This window comes from Pseudomonas sp. H1_G08 (genome assembly GCF_054681355.1).
The window spans coordinates 276573-293719 of the sequence record NZ_CP162822.1; the positions used below are offsets into that span (position 1 = coordinate 276573).

Sequence of the window (17147 nt, forward strand, 5' to 3'; positions counted from 1 at the left end):
TTCCACTGGCCTTGACTGGTCGTTAGGGAGAACTCCGTTCTTATGATCCGCCGTTCGTTGCCCGCTGTTTTCGCCTTGATCTTTGCCGCGCCGTTGCTGGCTGCGCCCGCCGGTCAGCAGACGCTGTTCAACTTCGTACGCCCGGCCGACGTGGTCAAGGTCGCCACGGAAAACGCCGACCTGCCGCAGGCCAATGCCGAACAGACCGCGGAAGGCGAAGTGCTGCGCCGGGTGACGTTCAACCCGGTCGCCCGGCCGACCTTGCGCCTGACCCCGCAGACCGGCGCTTGGGACTGGTCGCAGTCCGACATGATGACCCTGCGTCTGCAAAGTGCGATGAATTGGGCGGTCACAGTCTATGTGCAGATCCAGAGCAACGATGGCCGCACTCTGGTCAGCCGCGTCGATCTGCCGGCCGGCCCCGCGCAGACCTTGTTGGTGCCGCTGGTGGCTTCGACGCCGCTGAGCCAGGGCATGAAAGCCGGGCCGCCGATGCCGATGACCGTCGATGGCCAACGCATCCTGCTGGCCAGCAGCACTGGCGAGATCGACCGCAGCCAAGTGGTCTCGGTGAGTCTGTCGATGGATCAGCCGAAAGTTGCGCAGAGCCTGTTGCTCGAGCGGTTCGGCGTGCAGGACGGCGAATCGGTGACGCGGGCGGTGTACGGCAATCTGGTCGACGCCTACGGTCAGTCAACCCGTAGTAAATGGCCGGAAAAAGTCAGCAGCGACGAACAACTGAAAAGCGCCGCCAGCAAAGAGCAGCAACAGCTGAATACGTGGCTGGCCGAGCGTGAAAAGGCTTCGCTGGACAAGTTCGGCGGCTGGAACAAAGGCCCGGCGTTCAAGGCCAGCGGATTCTTCCGCACGGAAAAACGCGATGGCCGTTGGTATCTGGTGACTCCTGAAGGCCACCCGTTCTATTCGCTGGGCGTCAATACAGTCAGCCCGCAGGTCAACCAGACCTACGTCGCCGGCCGTGAATACATGTTCGAATCGTTGCCGAAGAACGACGACCCGCTGGCCGCGCATTTTGGCGAGGGTGACAACCGTGGCGGCAATGGCGCCGACCAGGGGCGTGGCTACGGCAACGGCCGCTGGTACGACTTCTATGGCGCCAATCTGCAACGCCTGTACGGCGAACCGTGCAAGGCAGACAGCGACAACAAGGCCGGGATTGCCGAAGCGGCGAAGGCTGGGGCGGCTGAGGCCGGTTCGGTGCAGGCCGCTGAAACCGCAGCGGTGCCTGCCGAGCCAAAATCCGGTATTGCCGAAGCGGCGCAGACCGATGCGGTGCAAGCGTCCAGCGCGCAAACCACTCCGTGCACAGCCGCAATTGATGAAGAACGCTGGACCCGGCATACCCTCGATCGGCTGCAAGCCTGGGGCTTCAACACAGTGGGCAACTGGAGCGCGCCGTCGCTGGCGGATGCTGAGCGCGTACCGTACACCTTGCCGCTGTCGATCGTCGGCGATTACACCAGCATCAGCACCGGCAGCGATTGGTGGGGCGGCATGCCGGATCCGTTCGATCCGCGTTTCGCCATGGCCACCGAGCGTGCCGTGGCCATTGCCGCCCGCGATCACCGTGACGATCCGTGGCTGATCGGTTATTACGCCGACAACGAACTGGCCTGGGCTGGCCCTGGCGACGATCCAAAGGCTCGCTACGCACTGGCCTACGGCACGTTGAAAATGACCACCGACGTGCCGGCCAAACGCGCCTTTCTCAAGCAATTGCGCGACAAGTACCGCAATCAGGCCGGACTGTCCAAGGCCTGGGGCATCGAGTTGCCGGCGTGGGAATTGATGGAAGACCCTGGCTTCGTGCCGCCACTGCCGAACCCGGAGCATCCGGAGATCGAAGCGGATTTCAAATACTTCCAGAAGGTCTTCGCCGATACCTATTTCAAGACCATTTCCGATTCGCTGAAATGGCACGCGCCGAACCAGATGCTCCTTGGCGGTCGTTTCGCCATCAGTACCCCTGAAGCCGTGGCGTCCTGCGCACAGTATTGCGATGTGTTGAGCTTCAACATGTACACGCTCAAGCCGCAGGACGGCTACGACTTCGCCGCGCTGGCAGCCCTGGACAAACCGGTGCTGATCACCGAATTCAACTTCGGCTCGGCCGACCGAGGTCCTTTCTGGGGCGGCGTGACGCAGCTGGCCAAGGAGGAAGATCGCGGCCCGGCCTATGCCAACTTCCTCAAACAGGCGCTGAGCGAACCGTCGATTGTCGGCGTGCACTGGTTCCAGTATCTGGACCAACCGGTGACCGGGCGTTTGCTCGACGGCGAGAACGGCCATTTCGGTCTGGTAGGTGTGACCGATCTGCCGTATCAGGGATTTGTCGAGGCAGTGCGCAAAAGCAATCTGCAGGCGCTTGAGCAACTGGGCAAGGAGGCGCAGAAAACCCCGGCTGCGGAAGTTGAAGGCGGGCGCAAGGCCGAGGCTGGCAAAGCTGCGGAGGCTGCACAGGCGGGTGGGCATTCGGGGAATGGTCACTAGGTTTCAGACCGCGTTATCGTTCTTCGCGAGCAGGCTCGCTCCCACACTGGATATCAACAGCAGCGGAGATCCCCTGTGGGAGCGAGCCTGCTCGCGAAGGGATCGCCACAAATTGCCGATCAACCGTCTGGCCCGCGCCTGTTCCCAAATCCCTCAAGGGCTGGAACAATGCGGGCCACTTTGTAGAGCGTTTTCGCGGGGGAGTTGCGGGTGCAGATTCAGGGACATTACGAGCTTCAATTCGAAGCGGTGCGCGAGGCTTTCGCCGCACTGTTCGACGATCCCCAGGAACGCGGCGCAGCCCTGTGCATCCAGGTCGGTGGAGAAACCGTCCTCGACCTCTGGTCCGGTACCGCCGACAAGGACGGCAGCGAAGCCTGGCACAGCGACACCATCGCCAACCTGTTCTCCTGCACCAAGACCTTCACCGCCGTTACCGCGCTGCAACTGGTGGCTGAAGGCAAGTTGCAACTCGATGCCCCGGTTGCCCGCTACTGGCCGGAATTCGCCGCCGCCGGCAAAGAATCCGTCACCCTGCGCCAATTGCTCTGCCATCAGGCCGGCTTGCCGGCGCTGCGCGAACTGCTCGCCCCTGAAGCCCTTTACGACTGGCAAACCATGGTCGACGCCCTCGCCGCCGAAGCGCCATGGTGGACGCCGGGCACCGGTCACGGTTATGCCGCGATCACCTACGGCTGGCTGGTCGGCGAATTGCTGCGCCGCGCTGACGGGCGTGGGCCGGGCGAGTCGATCGTCGCTCGGGTCGCCAAACCGTTGGGCCTGGATTTCCATGTGGGCCTGGCCGACGAAGAGTTTCATCGCGTGGCGCACATCGCCCGTGGCAAGGGCAACGCCGGCGACGCTGCGGCTCAGCGCCTGCTGCAAGTGACCATGCGCGAACCGACGGCCATGACTACCCGCGCCTTCACCAATCCGCCGTCAGTGCTGACCAGCACCAACAAGCCGGAATGGCGCCGCATGCACCAGCCTGCGGCTAACGGCCACGGCAATGCGCGCAGCCTCGCCGGGTTTTACGCCGGCCTGCTGGACGGCAGCCTGCTCGAAAGCGAGATGCTCGAAGAGCTGACCCGCGAGCACAGCCTTGGCGATGACAAGACCTTGCTCACCCGCACCCGTTTCGGCCTCGGCTGCATGCTCGATCAACCGGACGTGCCCAACGCCACCTACGGCCTCGGACCACGCGCGTTCGGTCATCCGGGAGCGGGCGGCTCGATCGGTTTTGCTGATCCGGAGCACGATGTGGCTTTCGGTTTCGTGACAAATACCCTGGGGCCTTACGTTTTGATGGATCCGCGTGCACAAAAGCTGGCGCGGGTGCTTGCCACTTGTCTGTAAAGCTTCAACTGAGGTTCCAGGGTCGGAACCTCGAAGGGATTTTCGTTTCAAAACGGCTGTTTATCCGGGCGAAAGTGCTCTGATTTTTCATTACTTCATTTTGTGGATTTTCAATGTCATCTAAAAAGACCCTCGCCCTGGCCCTGTGTGTAGCGATCACCGGTTGCGCACAGACTCCGAAAAACGATGCAGATGGCGGCAGTTGGTGGCCGTTCGGTTCTTCCGACAAAGTCGCGGCCAAAGATTCGGCCCCGGCTCCGGCTCCTTTGAAACCTGCGGCGACTGCGCCAGTGGCCAAGGCCGAAAGCAGCAACCCGTGGTACTGGCCGTTCGGTTCCAGCGATGAAGCGGCCAAGGCTGATCTGAAAGCCGAGGTCAAACCTGAAGCCAAACCGGTCGAGGTGGCCAAAGCCGAGGCGCAGTCCAATGGCAAATGGTGGTGGCCGTTCGGCGGCAAGGATCAGCCAACCGCCAAAGCCGTGCCGATGCCCGATCCGAAGGTGACTCAGGCCTGGCTGGATGACTACGAACCGCGTCTGCGTGAAGCGGTGAAGGACAGCAATCTGCAACTCGAACGTCGCGACAATGTGCTGGTAGTGACGGCGCCGGTCGAAGGCTCGTTCAACCCGGATCGCCCGGCGATGCTGCTGCCGGTCACTCTTGGCCCGTTCACTCGCGTAGCGAAAATCCTTGAAGCCGACCCGAAAACCGCAGTGCTGGTGCTCGGTCACAGCGATACCAGCGGTGCTGCGCCGGCCAACGTCAAACTGAGCCAGGAGCGTGCGCAATCGGTGGCGGCGATCTTCCGCCTCAGCGGCTTGCAACGTGATCGCCTGATGCTGCGCGGTATGGGTTCCGAAGCGCCGCGTGCGGCCAACGACAGCGTTGAAGGCCGCGCCTTGAACCGTCGTGTCGAGCTGCTGGTGACTCCGCAGAACACCATGGTTGCACTGCTGAGCAAATACAACATGCCAGCACCGAAGCCTGTAACGATGGTCGCTGCGCAAGACGTCAAGCCAGTGGCCAAACCGGTTACCCCGGCGCCTGCGGCGAAAAAAGCCGCTGTGCCGGCGGCGAAAAAGGCGCCAGCCAAGAAAACCGCCGCCAAGGCTCCTGCGAAGAAGGCCCCGGCCAAGGCTCCAGCGAAAAAAACTGCACCAGCCAAAGCCGCCGCGACCGACAAGAAAGTCGCCGCAGCCGACGCCGCCAAGAAGTGATCCGCTAACGAAAAGGAATCCGCCATGACCCAGGCTCTGGCCGATATGCGTCGCGACTACACCCGTGACGGTTTGACCGAGGCGCAAGCCCCGGCCGAGCCGTTTGCGCTGTTTCACCAGTGGTTCGCCGATGCGGTGAAAACCGAGCAGGCGCCGGTGGAAGCCAATGCCATGACCCTGGCCACGGTCGATGCCGACGGTCGTCCGCATTGCCGCATTTTGTTGCTCAAGGGCCTGGACGAGCAGGGCTTCACCTTCTTCACCAACTACGACAGCGCCAAGGGCCAGCATCTGGCGGCCAACCCGTTTGCCGCCATGACCTTCTTCTGGCCCACCCTGGAGCGCCAGGTGCGCATCGAAGGGCGGGTGGTCAAGGTCACGGCGCAAGAGTCCGACGCGTATTATCAGGTGCGTCCGCTGGGTAGCCGCCTCGGCGCCTGGGCCTCGCCGCAGAGCCGGGTCATCAACGGTCGTGGCGAACTGGAGGATTTGCTCAAGGCCACCGAGCAACGCTTCAGCGACAGCCAGCCGCACTGCCCGGAACATTGGGGCGGTTACCGCTTGTTGCCTGAGCGCATCGAGTTCTGGCAGGGCCGTCCGAGCCGCCTGCACGATCGCCTCAACTACCGCCTCCAGGGCGCCGAGTGGATTCTGGAACGACTGGCACCCTGAGCAGTCTACCGAGCGAGATAAACGCGGATGGCGCAGGATCGCTGATTTGACGCTACCTTGAGTGGACGCTTGCGGGCATCTGTACCAGGCCTGAATGGAAGCCAATTTTATCCGGATGGTGTCGTGACAGGCGCCAGGCCACGGGGTTTAATGAACACATGTTTTTTTGGAGTTGATGCTATGCGTAAGTCTGTTCTGCTGGTTGCTTCCTTTTCGACGATGGCGATGTTGCTGACCGGCTGCCAATCGAGCCTCACTGGCGACTCCTACTCCCGTGACGAAGCGCGTCGTGTGCAGACGATTCGCATGGGCACCATCGAATCCCTGCGACCGGTAAAAATCGAAGGCACCAAGACCCCGATCGGCGGCGCAGCAGGCGCAGTGGTCGGCGGCGTCGGCGGCAGCGCTATCGGCGGCGGCAAGGGCAGCATTGTGGCTGCGGTCATCGGCGCAGTGGCCGGCGGCCTGCTTGGCTCGGCCACCGAAGAAGGCCTGACCCGCACCCAGGGCGTGGAAATCACCGTCCGCGAAGACGACGGCAGCATGCGCGCCTATGTGCAGCAGGTTCAGGAGAATGAAGTATTCCGCGTTGGCGAGCGGGTACGGATTTCCACCGTTGGCGGAACCAGCCGCGTTTCGCACTAAGCGGGAAGCCGGGTAAAGGAAAACCCCGATCAGGTGACTGGTCGGGGTTTTTCTTTGTTTGTGAATTGCTCATTCAGTATGTTGCGCAGGTGCCCATGAAGTATTCGAGGCCCTTTGGAAAACTGACGTTGAGCAGGTTTTCCAATGCGGTTACCTGATCCTGAGTCAACAACAGCTCGCCGGGTTCCACCTCATCCAAGGGCTTTGATTCAATGAGCTGAGCCACTTTTTCATTCATCTCGCTGCCTGTGATATCCAGCTCGAATTGCACGGAGTCGTCTTGGGCTTCGTCAGGGAAAAAACCGGTAATTAAAAGAAAGTGCATGGAGCTAATACTTCCGGGGCTGTTAGCCGTAGTCAAACGAAATTTGATAGTCGTGAACTCTCAAATCGATTTGATGTTGAAAATACGGCTGAATGGTGGCGAGCCAATTTTGAGCGACGTTGAAACTGCCATTGTTGATGTTGTCCGCGGCGGGAATCCCCAAGGCGTTTAACACTGACTCGTCACCACCCAGGTCTTTTGACGACTCTTCCCCCTGAAACTCCAAGGTTGCTGTGTCGTTCCATTCCAATCTCAGTTCCAGTCCCATCTACCATTGATCCCGGTAAACGAACGATACCTGATAGTCGTAAGAAGAAAATTGAATGGAATGCTGGAAGTGGGGCTGGAGAGTCTTGATCCAATCGGCTTTTACATCAAATCCGCCGTTATTGAAGCTTTTCGACGGTAGGCCTAATGCTTCCATTAATGAGCCGTCCTCGCCAAAGTCTTTCGACAGTTCCTCCCCCTCACCCAGTTCGGTTTGTTGGTCGTACCATTCGAGTCTGGCTTTGAGTCCCATGTAATCCTCATAAATATTTTTTAATACTACGGTTTTTTTTGGGTGGATCTATCTGTTCACCAGTTCTGTGGTCGTAAGAGCCTAAATGGCTGCCATCACTTGCGCGGTAGCCTTCAAGCTCGCCGTGTAAATAGTCCCATTCATAAATTATTCGGCCTTTTGCATTGATCCAGCGATCCCGGAGCCCACCGTTGAACGGCGTTTTCTTTTTTGCTCTTCTTAAATCGGGAAAGGCTGTGATATCCGACGTTTCGGGAGCGGGGTGATAGGTATGTCCCGCTTCAGCGGTGCCTTTCGCAGAGCTGACAACGATGTAAATCGGTTTTACACCCGAGTCTGTGGGAAACACCAGAATGAAATCTTTGTACTCCGGCGGATAAAGCGGATTCACCAGTATCCCGTCCGCCGCCTTCGTCGGTGGATACACCCAGATATGCGGTGCCTGCGGTGCGGCCTCCAGTGCTGGAATGCCGAGAATGTCCGAGCCATCCACCGCCGGGGTCCAGAGCAGTTCGACGCCTTCACCCAGATCGGCAACGAACCGGTCGCCACGCGCAATGAACTGCACGACATCGACCATTTCCCAATCGCGGTTCTTACCGGTGTAGAAACCGTAACCCTTGAGGCTGCCATCGGCCTGTTGCTCGACGCGCAGGCGCACGCGGGTTCGGGCTTGTTTGAGTGTGCTCAGTTGCTCATCGGTGTAGAGCGCGCTGTCGCCCAGGCTGGATGGCATCAAAAGCGCAATCAGCCCCACCAAAGTCGCAGCCGCCGCAGGGGAGGCGAGCGCCGGTAGCACTTCAAAAGCCGAGCCTGCCAAGGCCAGACTGCCGAACCCGACCGGGATGGTGTTGGCGCTGATTTTCTTGAGAGGAATGCCGCCGCTTGCGTCGGCTTCGCGAGCGCCGAGCAGGATCAGCTCGCCGTAATCCTTCAGGCTGTCGGTCGGCACCATGCCGGAAGGATTGCTGTAATCGATAATCGCATCCGGCAACTTGCAGGACTTGGCGAATACACAGCCGGCACGCACGGCTTCAGGTTTTTTCGCAGCCACTTCACGGCTGCGCTCGAACGCCTCCTGCCGCGCCAGCATCGCGTCGTAAGCGTTTTGCCCGGCTTCGCGCTCGGCCAGTTCTGCGGCCGTCATATACCGCCAGGTAACGTGATGCCCGTCGCCCTGCGGTGGGTTTTGCACCCGGGGAATGTCCTTGTTCCGCGCCACTGATCATCCCTTCGTTCATCATCGACAGCCCCTCGGAAAGGGGCTGCAGGACGTTATCGAAGCGGAGAAAGTGTGGCTGTAGGACGGGTCGCTAATGACGTGGGGATTGTTCGCTGCGTAACTGTCAGGCGAGGAATCTGTGGCGAGGGCCAAGCTCCCTCGCCACAGGGGTCATTGCAGTTGTGAATTCTTGCGACTCGCCGCCGCCGTCACCGCATAACCAATCACCGCCGCGAGAATCGAGCCGGTGAGGATGCCCATGCGATCCATGCCGGCGTAATCACTCACGCCGGGTTCGAAGGCCAGCGAGCCGACGAACAGGCTCATGGTGAAGCCGATGCCGCAGAGGACTGCCACGCCGAGGACCTGGCCCCAGTTGGCGCCTTGGGGCAGGGCGGCGATGCCGATCTTGACCGCCAGCCAGGTCAGGCCGAACACGCCGACGGTCTTGCCCAACAGCAGGCCGATGGCGATGCCCATCGGTACGTCGTGGGTGAAGCTTTCGACGGTGACGCCGCTCAGTGACAGGCCGGCGTTGGCGAAGGCGAACAGCGGCAGGATGCCGTAGGCGACCCAGGGGTGCAGCGCGTGTTCGAGGGTCAGCAGCGGCGACGACTCGGCGTTTTTCGTGCGCAGGGGAATGCAGAAAGCCAGGGTCACGCCGGCCAGTGTCGCGTGGACACCGCTTTTGAGCACGCAGACCCAGAGGATCAGGCCGATGATCATGTACGGCCCGAGCTTGACCACGCCGAGCCGGTTCATCGCCACCAGCGCGGCAATGCACGCAGCCGCCAGGCCAAGGGACAGGGTCGAGAGTTCGCCGGAATAGAAGATTGCGATGATGACGATGGCGCCCAGGTCATCGATGATCGCCAGGGTCATCAGGAACAGTTTCAGCGACACCGGAACGCGTTTGCCAAGCAGGGCCAATACGCCGAGGGCGAAGGCGATGTCGGTGGCGGTCGGAATGGCCCAGCCACTCAGGGCGGCGGGGTTGTCGCGGTTGAGGAACCAGTAGATCAGCGCCGGCACCAGCATGCCGCCGATCGCCGCTGCGCCGGGCAGGACGATCTGCGAAGGCTTGGACAATTGGCCGTCGAGCACTTCGCGTTTGACTTCCAGACCGATCAGCAGGAAGAACATCGCCATCAGGCCGTCATTGATCCACAGCAGCAGAGGTTTGGCGATTTTCAACGCGCCGATCTGCGCCACCACCGGGGTGTCGAGCAGGCCGGTGTACAGCCACGACAGCGGTGAGTTGTTGATGATCAGCGCGAGAACGGCTGCGGCGATCAATAGCAGACCGCTGGCGGCTTCCAACTGAAAGAAACGCGTGAAAGTGCTACGCAGAGGCAAGGTCGCTCTCCATCGAATCAAGAAAAAGGTGAAACACCCTAACCCGTACCGTTAGTTGTTAAAACAAAAGTTATATTCTTTTTTGTTATATGTCGTTACAGGCTGTCTGGCTCGGGCAGCACTGAGCCTAGCAGTTGCCCGACACATTGAGACTCAGCTGTATCTTTGCCGTCTGCGGTATTTTTCCTAAGCTTGCGCCAGACCTTTTTCAGGAGACCGATCTCCTGGCTGATTCAATGAGAACCGAGACCATGAGCGACAACCGACAGTGGGCACGCGAAGCCATCCGCATCATCGAGGCGGACTTCCAGCGCAGCGCCGACACCCACCTGATCCCTTTGCCGCTGCCCGGTTTTGCCGGCATCGAGTTGTATTTCAAGGACGAATCCAGCCACCCCACCGGCAGCCTCAAGCATCGCCTGGCCCGTTCGCTGTTCCTTTACGCGCTGTGCAACGGCTGGCTGAAACCCGGCGCGCCGGTGATCGAAGCGTCCAGTGGGTCGACGGCGATTTCCGAAGCGTATTTCGCGCGCATGCTCGGTTTGCCGTTTATCGCAGTAATGCCGGCGACGACTTCGAAAGAGAAGATTGCCCAGATTGCTTTTTACGGCGGGCAGAGCCATCTGGTGCAGGATCCGACGCAGATCTACGCCGAATCCGAGCGCCTGGCCCGCGAGCATGGCGGTCACTTCATCGATCAGTTCACCTACGCCGAACGTGCCACCGACTGGCGAGCGAACAACAACATCGCCGAGTCGATCTTCCAGCAGATGCGCTACGAAAAGCACCCTGAGCCGACGTGGCTGATTTCCAGCCCCGGCACTGGCGGGACTACAGCGACCCTTGGTCGATACGTGCGTTATCGCCAGCACTGCACCCGCGTGTTGTGTGCCGATGCCGAGCGTTCGGTGTTCTTCGATTTCTATCAGAGCGGTGATGCCAGCCTGCGTCTGGACTGCGGCTCGCGCATCGAGGGCATTGGTCGACCTAGGGTGGAAGCGTCGTTCCTGCCCAAGGTGATCGATGCGATGGTCAAGGTGCCGGACGCCCTGTCGCTGGCGGCCATGCATTATCTGGCGCAGCGTTTGGGGCGGCATGTCGGCGGGTCGAGCGGGACCAATCTGATCGGTGCGCTGATGGCGGCGCAACAGATGAAAGCGGCGAGGCAGTCGGGGTCGATCGTGGCGATCCTGTGCGATGGCGGCGAGCGTTATGCCGACACGTATTACGATCAGCAATGGCTGAAGGCGCAGGGCTATGAACTGGGTGATTTGATTGCAGCGGTGGCGGCGAGTGCCGAGCGCGGGGAGGCGCTGCCGACCTCGGTGCTGCGCGCCAACATCTGAAGAAACGCAAAAACCAATGTGGGAGCGAGCCTGCTCGCGAAGGCGGAATCACATTCAACAACTTCGTTGAGTGACAGACCGCTTTCGCGAGCAGGCTCGCTCCCACAGGGTTTTGTGTTGGGTCAGTTGATGCTGATCAGGCTTCCAGTCCGAGGATATCGCGAGCCACTGCCTCGGCAATGCGAATCCCGTCAACACCCGCCGAGAGAATCCCGCCGGCATAGCCCGCGCCTTCACCGGCCGGGAACAGGCCTTTGACGTTCATGCTCTGCAGCGACTCGTTGCGGGTGATGCGCAGCGGCGATGAAGTGCGCGTCTCGATTCCGGTCAGCACGGCGTCGTGCAGAGAATAACCGCGAATCTGCTTCTCGAACGCTGGCAAGGCTTCACGGATCGCCTCAATGGCAAAGTCCGGCAGCGCCAAGGCCAGATCGCCCAGCGCCACGCCCGGCTTGTACGACGGCTCGACTTCGCCCAGTTCGGTCGATGGAATGTCGTTGATGAAGTCGCCAACCAGTTGCGCCGGAGCCTTGTAGTCGCTGCCGCCAAGGATGAACGCGTGGGATTCCAGGCGCTCCTGCAACTCGATACCGGCGAGCGGGCCGCCCGGATAATCGACTTCCGGGGTAATGCCGACGACGATGCCGGAGTTGGCATTGCGCTCGTTACGCGAGTACTGGCTCATGCCATTGGTGACCACGCGATTGGGCTCGGAGGTCGCCGCGACCACGGTGCCGCCCGGGCACATGCAGAAGCTGTACACCGAACGGCCATTCTTGGCGTGGTGCACCAGTTTGTAATCGGCCGCGCCAAGTTTCGGGTGGCCGGCGTACTTGCCCAGGCGCGCGCGGTCGATCAGCGACTGCGGATGTTCGATGCGGAAACCCACCGAGAACGGCTTGGCTTCCATGAACACGCCACGGCTATGGAGCATGCGGAAGGTGTCGCGGGCGCTGTGGCCGAGGGCCAGAACCACGTGTTTGGAATGCAGGGTTTCGCCGCTGGCCAGTTGCACCCCCACCAGTTGGCCGTCTTCGATCAGCACGTCGCTGACGCGCTCCTGGAAGCGCACTTCACCGCCCAGTTCGCGTATCTGCTCGCGCATGTTTTCGACCATACCGGTCAGGCGGAACGTACCGATGTGCGGCTTGCTGACGTAGAGGATTTCTTCCGGCGCGCCGGCCTTGACGAACTCGTGCAGGACTTTGCGGCCGAGGAATTTCGGGTCCTTGATCTGGCTATACAGCTTGCCGTCGGAGAACGTGCCCGCGCCGCCTTCGCCAAACTGTACGTTGGACTCGGGATTGAGCACGCTTTTGCGCCACAGGCCCCAGGTGTCCTTGGTGCGCTGACGGACTTCGGTGCCGCGTTCGAGAATGATCGGTTTGAAGCCCATCTGCGCCAGCAGCAGGCCGGCGAAGATGCCGCACGGGCCGAAACCGACGACGATCGGCCGCTGACCGAGATCGCTCGGTGCCTGGCCGACGAATTTGTAGCTGACATCCGGCGCCACGTTGACGTTACGGTCGTCGGCGAACTTGCCCAACACTCTGGCCTCGTCGCGTACGTTGAGGTCGATGGTGTAGATGAAGCACAGTTCGGAGGACTTTTTGCGCGCGTCATAGCTGCGCTTGAACAAGGTGAAATCGAGCAGATCATCGCTGGCGATGCCCAGACGCTGCACGATGGCGGCGCGCAGGTCTTCTTCGGGATGGTCGATTGGCAGCTTGAGTTCAGTGATTCGTAACATGGCGGGGATCCGGATTCGCGGGGCGCACAACTGCGCCAGGGCGTTTGAAGGCGGCGATTATAAGCCGCCGCGAGCGGATCCGTGGGGGAAAAACGATCAGTCGTTACGCGCGCCGCCGAAATAGCCGCAGCCGCGCTGGACCTGGCCGTCGATACGCAACTCGGCGCTCATATGCTGCACGCTGCCGGTGCTGCTGTCGACGCAGCGCTGTGGCGCAACCCACAATTCGATGCGCTGGTTGTTGGCTTCGCTGCTGAGATTGAAGCGGCCGTCGCCCAGTTGCTCTTCCACATACGGCACGGCGAGTGGAGCCTGGCCGTCGCGCTCGATGACCATGCCTTTGCCGCTGACCTTGACGTTCCATTCCGGGCCATGGCCGGCAGCGCGCAGGATCAGCAGTTTGAAATTCGGATCGTCGCAGGCCGTGCCCGAGCGCTCGACGCGATACAACTGGCCGAGGTCGAGACGGTCGCCGGAGACCTTGCCGCGCACATCGGCAAACAGCTTGCCCTGCTCGTCGGCAAGGGTGGCGGCCTCTTGCAGGACGCTGGTGCCGCCGATGTCGTTGACCACCAGTTGCCGCTGATCCTGGCACGGCTGGAACACCAGTTTGCCGTCGGCGGCGGTCAGTTGCCCCTGCATGCGCGTCTGCCCGGCATGGGACACACTTTCACGCTGGCCGTCGAACAACTGGCAGGCGGCAAACATCGGCAGTAGGGCAACGAGGACGAACGAACGGGCAACACGCATCTTTGGCTCTCCAGACAAGTGCTGCCACGTTACTGAGGCTGAGTGCCTATCACAAGGTCTGGTCTGCCACTATTGAGTCGGGCGTGGGAGCCCCGCATAGTCTCATGCACGTTTTTTGATGGATCAGGGAGTGTTAAATGAAATGGAAAATTGCGCTGTTGCTGTTGGCATCTGCAAGCGCTGTCAGCGTCCAGGCAGCCGATTTGGCTTTCTCGTCAGGGGTTGATTTCACAAAGATGGTAATGCTGCTCAAGGATGATCAGGGGCCCAATCCGGATCTTGTCGAACTGTCCCTGGTGTTGACACCCGTAGCCACTGAGAGGGCTAAGGCAATCAGTCATGAGGCGATGGGCCAGCCATTGAATCTTTCGATCAACGGCCAGCACATTTCCACGGCGACAGTGCGATCCGAGCTGGGCGGGGAGTTCAGGATCTCAATGTCGCGGTCTGTCGCCAAACGGCTTTTACCTACCCTGATCGATTAATCATTCAGGCCACGTGAAACGTCTGACCGGTTTGCAGGCCTTCGACACTTTTCGCGTAGGCCAATGCCACTTCCGCGGCAGGAACCGGCTTGAAGCCACGGAAGTAGGGCGCGTATTTGCCCAAGGCTTCGGTGAGTACGGTCGGGCTCACCGAGTTCACCCGCAGGCCACGCGGCAGTTCGATGGCGGCGGCGCGGACGAAGCTGTCGATGGCGCCGTTGACCAGCGCTGCCGAGGCGCCGCTGCGAATCGGATCGTGGCTGAGCACGCCGGTGGTAAACGTGAACGAAGCGCCATCGTTGGCGTACTCGCGGCCGATCAGCAGCAGATTGACCTGACCCATCAGTTTGTCTTTCAGGCCGAGGGCGAAGCTGTCTTCGGTCATGTCGTCCAGCGCTGCAAAAGTCACGTTGCCCGCCGCGCAGATCAGCGCATCGAACTTGCCGGTCTGTTCGAACAGCTTGCGGATTGAGGCGCTGTCGCTGATATCCACTTGCAAGTCACCGCTGTTACGACCGATACGAATGACCTCGTGGCGTTGCGACAATTCTTTGTCCACCGCTGAGCCGATGGTGCCGCCTGCGCCTATCAACAGAATTTTCATCGTGCTGTACCCCATGTGTGTGAATGAGGTTTCAGTCTAGGGTGGTTTTTTCAGCGGATAAGCGCACTAATAGGCAACCTTTGGTTTTCAATTGGAAACAATCCATGAGCGAAATGGATGATCTCGCCGCGTTCGCTGTGCTGATCGAGGCCGGCAGTTTCACCCTTGCGGCGCAGCAGTTGGGCTGCAGCAAAGGCCAGTTGTCCAAGCGCATCAGCCAGCTCGAAGCGCAGTTCGGTGTGGTATTGCTGCAACGCACCACCCGGCGCTTGAGTCTGACGGCGGCGGGGGCGGCGCTGCTGCCGCAGGCCCAGGCGCTGGTGGTCCAGGTCGAACGCGCACGGCAGGCTTTGGCGCGGTTGAAGGACGACATGGCCGGCCCCGTGCGCATGACGGTTCCGGTGTCGCTCGGCGAGACCTTCTTCGATGGCTTGCTGCTGGAGTTTTCCGGGCAATACCCCGAGGTGCAAATCGAGCTGGAGCTGAACAACAGCTATCGCGATCTGTCGCGCGATGGCTTTGATCTGGCGATTCGCGCCGAAGTCGCCAATGACGATCGGCTGGTGGCCAAGCCGTTGTTGGCGTGGCACGAAATGACCTGCGCCAGCCCGGCCTACCTCGAGCGCTTCGGCGAGCCGGCGACGCCGCATGCCTTGGCCGAGCATCGTTGTCTGCTCAACAGCCATTACAGCGGTCGCGAAGAATGGCTGTATCACCAGCAGCACGAGTTGCTGCGGGTGCGGGTTTCGGGTCCGTTTGCCAGCAATCACTACAGCCTGTTGAAGAAAGCAGCGCTGTCCGGCGCCGGCATCGCCCGTCTGCCGTCGTATCTACTGCAAGCGGAACTGGCGGACGGCCGCTTGCGCTGGTTGCTGCGCGATTACCAGACGCGACGCATGCCGATGTATCTGGTGCACCCGTATCAGGGGGGATTGCCCAAGCGCACGCAGGTGTTGGCGGATTATTTGATGGGCTGGTTCAAGCGCAGTGGCGAGGCGCTGGATCGACTCCAGCGCTGACACCGAACCTGTGTAGGAGCTGCCGAAGGCTGCGATCTTTGGATTTTTAGAAGCAAGATCAAAAGATCGCAGCCTTCGGCAGCTCCTTGTATGTTCCCCACACACCAGCATGAATGAGATCTAAGCTCGCTGGTGCGACATACGAAGATGTGTTTCTGGGGGAGACCGATCGCTCCTTAAGGCAGGACTTGCTCCTGACCTTGTATGTAGAGAGGTCCCCCCGCCTCATTGCCCACCACGAAGAGTATCGAGAAGCCGACGAGTCGGACTTCGCATTACAAGGTTGCAGTGGCATGAAGTTCGAGGTCAGGGGAACCAGGAAGCATTTTTAACTCAGTTCTCTTGGAGTTGAAAGCATGAACATGCACGTCGGCTTGGATGTGGGATCTCGCACTACAGCGATGGGCTGGCGCAATGGCGGCCGCTTTGCAGGTCAGTGCAATATCGACCAGACACCGGCGGGGCGCAAAGCTGCTGTCGGCAAATTGCTTGAGCTCAAGCCTATGTCTGTGGTGATGGAAGCCACAGGAATCTACTATCTGGACTTGGCCATGGAGCTCGCTGCGGCGGGTTTGCCAGTCTCGGTTATCAATCCGAAGAGTTTTCACAACTTTGCAAAACTGATGCTGAAAAACAGCAAAACGGACGCAATCGATGCCCAGTTATTAGCTGAGTACGGCGAACGCATGAGCCCAAGGTTGTGGACGCCGCCCACTTCAATACAGCTTGAGCTACGCGCTATCGGTCGCCACATCAATCGTTTGACGGGTCATCGCACCCGCGCCAAAAACGAGCTGCATGCACTAAAAGCCACTCAAACAACTCTTCTGATGCTGATTGAAGACGAAGAAGAAGCCATCAACGCCTTTGACAAACGAATCGAGCGTTTCCGACTAGCGGGTCGTGCATTGATCGACAACTGCCCAACGTTGAGCGCCCAGTTCGCCCACATGATCGCCGCCCCTGGCATGGGTGAGATCTCAGTATTTGCGGCGCTGGCTGAACTGACGACCTTACCGGTAACGCTCAAGTCAGCGCAGGTCAGCCGCCATGCCGGACTCGATGTCCGACTCACGCAATCAGGCACCAGCATTGATAAACCCGGCCGGATAAGTAAGGGCGGCAATGCCTATTTGCGATCAGCGATGTACATGCCTGCGCTGACCGCCATACGTTGCGACCCAAATGTGAAAGCGTTTTACGAAGCCTTGGTGGCTCGAGGAAAGAGGAAGATGCAGGCTATTGTCGCAGTCATGCGCAAATACCTGACCGGACTATGGGCCTGCATGCGGGCAGGCGAAGACTTCAGTACAGCCAAGCTTTTTAGCGATAAACACACCCAAAAAGCTTGACCGTGAACAGAGTATCT

17 protein-coding genes are annotated in these 17147 nt (G+C 60.3%); 9 read left to right on the plus strand and 8 right to left on the minus strand.

Annotated features, from left to right (window positions below; translation table 11 throughout):
* Window positions 1–42: 42 nt before the first annotated feature.
* The 5 genes from AB4N85_RS01285 (at window position 43) to AB4N85_RS01305 (ending at window position 6401) form a co-directional block, all read left to right on the plus strand.
* Window positions 43–2511, plus strand: coding sequence for a beta-galactosidase (locus tag AB4N85_RS01285; protein ID WP_252868906.1), 2469 nt, complete (start codon window positions 43–45; stop codon window positions 2509–2511).
* A gap of 210 nt (window positions 2512–2721) precedes the next feature.
* Window positions 2722–3867 carry a serine hydrolase domain-containing protein gene (locus AB4N85_RS01290; protein WP_150636404.1) on the plus strand — a complete coding sequence of 382 codons (1146 nt, stop codon included), beginning with the start codon at window positions 2722–2724 and terminating at the stop codon, window positions 3865–3867.
* A gap of 113 nt (window positions 3868–3980) precedes the next feature.
* Window positions 3981–5084, plus strand: coding sequence for an OmpA family protein (locus AB4N85_RS01295; RefSeq protein ID WP_095180546.1), 1104 nt, complete (start codon window positions 3981–3983; stop codon window positions 5082–5084).
* A gap of 24 nt (window positions 5085–5108) precedes the next feature.
* Window positions 5109–5756 (plus strand): pyridoxamine 5'-phosphate oxidase, encoded by a 648-nt coding sequence (gene pdxH, locus AB4N85_RS01300; protein ID WP_024011915.1) that lies wholly within the window; start codon window positions 5109–5111, stop codon window positions 5754–5756.
* Between the two features lie 180 nt (window positions 5757–5936).
* Window positions 5937–6401 carry an outer membrane lipoprotein gene (locus AB4N85_RS01305; protein ID WP_016771369.1) on the plus strand — a complete coding sequence of 155 codons (465 nt, stop codon included), beginning with the start codon at window positions 5937–5939 and terminating at the stop codon, window positions 6399–6401.
* 73 nt (window positions 6402–6474) lie between these two features.
* Here AB4N85_RS01305 and AB4N85_RS01310 read toward each other — a convergent pair whose 3' ends face one another.
* From AB4N85_RS01310 to nhaA, 5 genes are all read right to left on the minus strand, one after another.
* Window positions 6475–6726 (minus strand): pyocin S6 family toxin immunity protein, encoded by a 252-nt coding sequence (locus AB4N85_RS01310; protein ID WP_252868907.1) that lies wholly within the window; start codon window positions 6724–6726, stop codon window positions 6475–6477.
* 22 nt (window positions 6727–6748) lie between these two features.
* On the minus strand, window positions 6749–6994 hold the full coding sequence (locus AB4N85_RS01315) for a colicin E3-like toxin immunity protein (protein WP_252868908.1): 246 nt from the start codon (window positions 6992–6994) through the stop codon (window positions 6749–6751).
* Window positions 6995–7246: a colicin E3-like toxin immunity protein gene (locus AB4N85_RS01320; RefSeq protein ID WP_095180548.1), complete on the minus strand. Its 252-nt coding sequence runs from the start codon at window positions 7244–7246 to the stop codon at window positions 6995–6997.
* A gap of 7 nt (window positions 7247–7253) precedes the next feature.
* Window positions 7254–8468, minus strand: a complete 1215-nt coding sequence (locus AB4N85_RS01325) for an S-type pyocin domain-containing protein (RefSeq protein ID WP_095180549.1) — start codon at window positions 8466–8468, stop codon at window positions 7254–7256.
* 171 nt (window positions 8469–8639) lie between these two features.
* Complete coding sequence (gene nhaA / locus AB4N85_RS01330) at window positions 8640–9824, minus strand: Na+/H+ antiporter NhaA (protein ID WP_252868909.1); 1185 nt, start codon at window positions 9822–9824, stop codon at window positions 8640–8642.
* 251 nt (window positions 9825–10075) lie between these two features.
* Here nhaA and AB4N85_RS01335 point away from each other — a divergent pair, with 251 nt between their 5' ends.
* Window positions 10076–11170, plus strand: coding sequence for a PLP-dependent cysteine synthase family protein (locus tag AB4N85_RS01335; RefSeq protein ID WP_056783376.1), 1095 nt, complete (start codon window positions 10076–10078; stop codon window positions 11168–11170).
* A 136-nt stretch (window positions 11171–11306) separates the two neighbouring features.
* Here AB4N85_RS01335 and AB4N85_RS01340 read toward each other — a convergent pair whose 3' ends face one another.
* Together AB4N85_RS01340 and AB4N85_RS01345 are read right to left on the minus strand one after the other, a co-directional pair.
* Window positions 11307–12920 (minus strand): NAD(P)/FAD-dependent oxidoreductase, encoded by a 1614-nt coding sequence (locus tag AB4N85_RS01340; protein ID WP_041478036.1) that lies wholly within the window; start codon window positions 12918–12920, stop codon window positions 11307–11309.
* A gap of 96 nt (window positions 12921–13016) precedes the next feature.
* Complete coding sequence (locus AB4N85_RS01345) at window positions 13017–13670, minus strand: COG3650 family protein (protein WP_252868910.1); 654 nt, start codon at window positions 13668–13670, stop codon at window positions 13017–13019.
* A gap of 137 nt (window positions 13671–13807) precedes the next feature.
* Here AB4N85_RS01345 and AB4N85_RS01350 point away from each other — a divergent pair, with 137 nt between their 5' ends.
* Window positions 13808–14155, plus strand: a complete 348-nt coding sequence (locus AB4N85_RS01350; RefSeq protein WP_252868911.1) for a hypothetical protein — start codon at window positions 13808–13810, stop codon at window positions 14153–14155.
* A 4-nt stretch (window positions 14156–14159) separates the two neighbouring features.
* Here the strand turns inward: AB4N85_RS01350 and AB4N85_RS01355 are convergent, their stop codons facing one another.
* A complete protein-coding gene (locus AB4N85_RS01355) occupies window positions 14160–14759 on the minus strand; it encodes a short chain dehydrogenase (RefSeq protein WP_252868912.1) in 600 nt (199 codons plus the stop codon).
* A 104-nt stretch (window positions 14760–14863) separates the two neighbouring features.
* Here AB4N85_RS01355 and AB4N85_RS01360 point away from each other — a divergent pair, with 104 nt between their 5' ends.
* On the plus strand, window positions 14864–15778 hold the full coding sequence (locus AB4N85_RS01360; RefSeq protein WP_056783386.1) for a LysR family transcriptional regulator: 915 nt from the start codon (window positions 14864–14866) through the stop codon (window positions 15776–15778).
* A 356-nt stretch (window positions 15779–16134) separates the two neighbouring features.
* On the plus strand, window positions 16135–17130 hold the full coding sequence (locus AB4N85_RS01365; protein ID WP_460066159.1) for an IS110 family RNA-guided transposase: 996 nt from the start codon (window positions 16135–16137) through the stop codon (window positions 17128–17130).
* Window positions 17131–17147 lie beyond the last annotated feature (17 nt).

Excerpts from the sequence above, each read along its gene's own strand:
- AB4N85_RS01285 (WP_252868906.1), top strand. The coding sequence starts at position 43 with ATGATCCGCCGTTCGTTGCCCGCTGTTTTCGCCTTGATCTTTGCCGCG.
- AB4N85_RS01295 (WP_095180546.1), top strand. The coding sequence starts at position 3,981 with ATGTCATCTAAAAAGACCCTCGCCCTGGCCCTGTGTGTAGCGATCACC.
- pdxH (WP_024011915.1), top strand. The coding sequence starts at position 5,109 with ATGACCCAGGCTCTGGCCGATATGCGTCGCGACTACACCCGTGACGGT.
- AB4N85_RS01305 (WP_016771369.1), top strand. The coding sequence starts at position 5,937 with ATGCGTAAGTCTGTTCTGCTGGTTGCTTCCTTTTCGACGATGGCGATG.
- AB4N85_RS01310 (WP_252868907.1), bottom strand. The coding sequence starts at position 6,726 with ATGCACTTTCTTTTAATTACCGGTTTTTTCCCTGACGAAGCCCAAGAC.
- AB4N85_RS01315 (WP_252868908.1), bottom strand. The coding sequence starts at position 6,994 with ATGGGACTGGAACTGAGATTGGAATGGAACGACACAGCAACCTTGGAG.
- AB4N85_RS01320 (WP_095180548.1), bottom strand. The coding sequence starts at position 7,246 with ATGGGACTCAAAGCCAGACTCGAATGGTACGACCAACAAACCGAACTG.
- AB4N85_RS01335 (WP_056783376.1), top strand. The coding sequence starts at position 10,076 with ATGAGCGACAACCGACAGTGGGCACGCGAAGCCATCCGCATCATCGAG.
- AB4N85_RS01340 (WP_041478036.1), bottom strand. The coding sequence starts at position 12,920 with ATGTTACGAATCACTGAACTCAAGCTGCCAATCGACCATCCCGAAGAA.
- AB4N85_RS01345 (WP_252868910.1), bottom strand. The coding sequence starts at position 13,670 with ATGCGTGTTGCCCGTTCGTTCGTCCTCGTTGCCCTACTGCCGATGTTT.
- AB4N85_RS01350 (WP_252868911.1), top strand. The coding sequence starts at position 13,808 with ATGAAATGGAAAATTGCGCTGTTGCTGTTGGCATCTGCAAGCGCTGTC.
- AB4N85_RS01355 (WP_252868912.1), bottom strand. The coding sequence starts at position 14,759 with ATGAAAATTCTGTTGATAGGCGCAGGCGGCACCATCGGCTCAGCGGTG.
- AB4N85_RS01360 (WP_056783386.1), top strand. The coding sequence starts at position 14,864 with ATGAGCGAAATGGATGATCTCGCCGCGTTCGCTGTGCTGATCGAGGCC.
- AB4N85_RS01365 (WP_460066159.1), top strand. The coding sequence starts at position 16,135 with ATGAACATGCACGTCGGCTTGGATGTGGGATCTCGCACTACAGCGATG.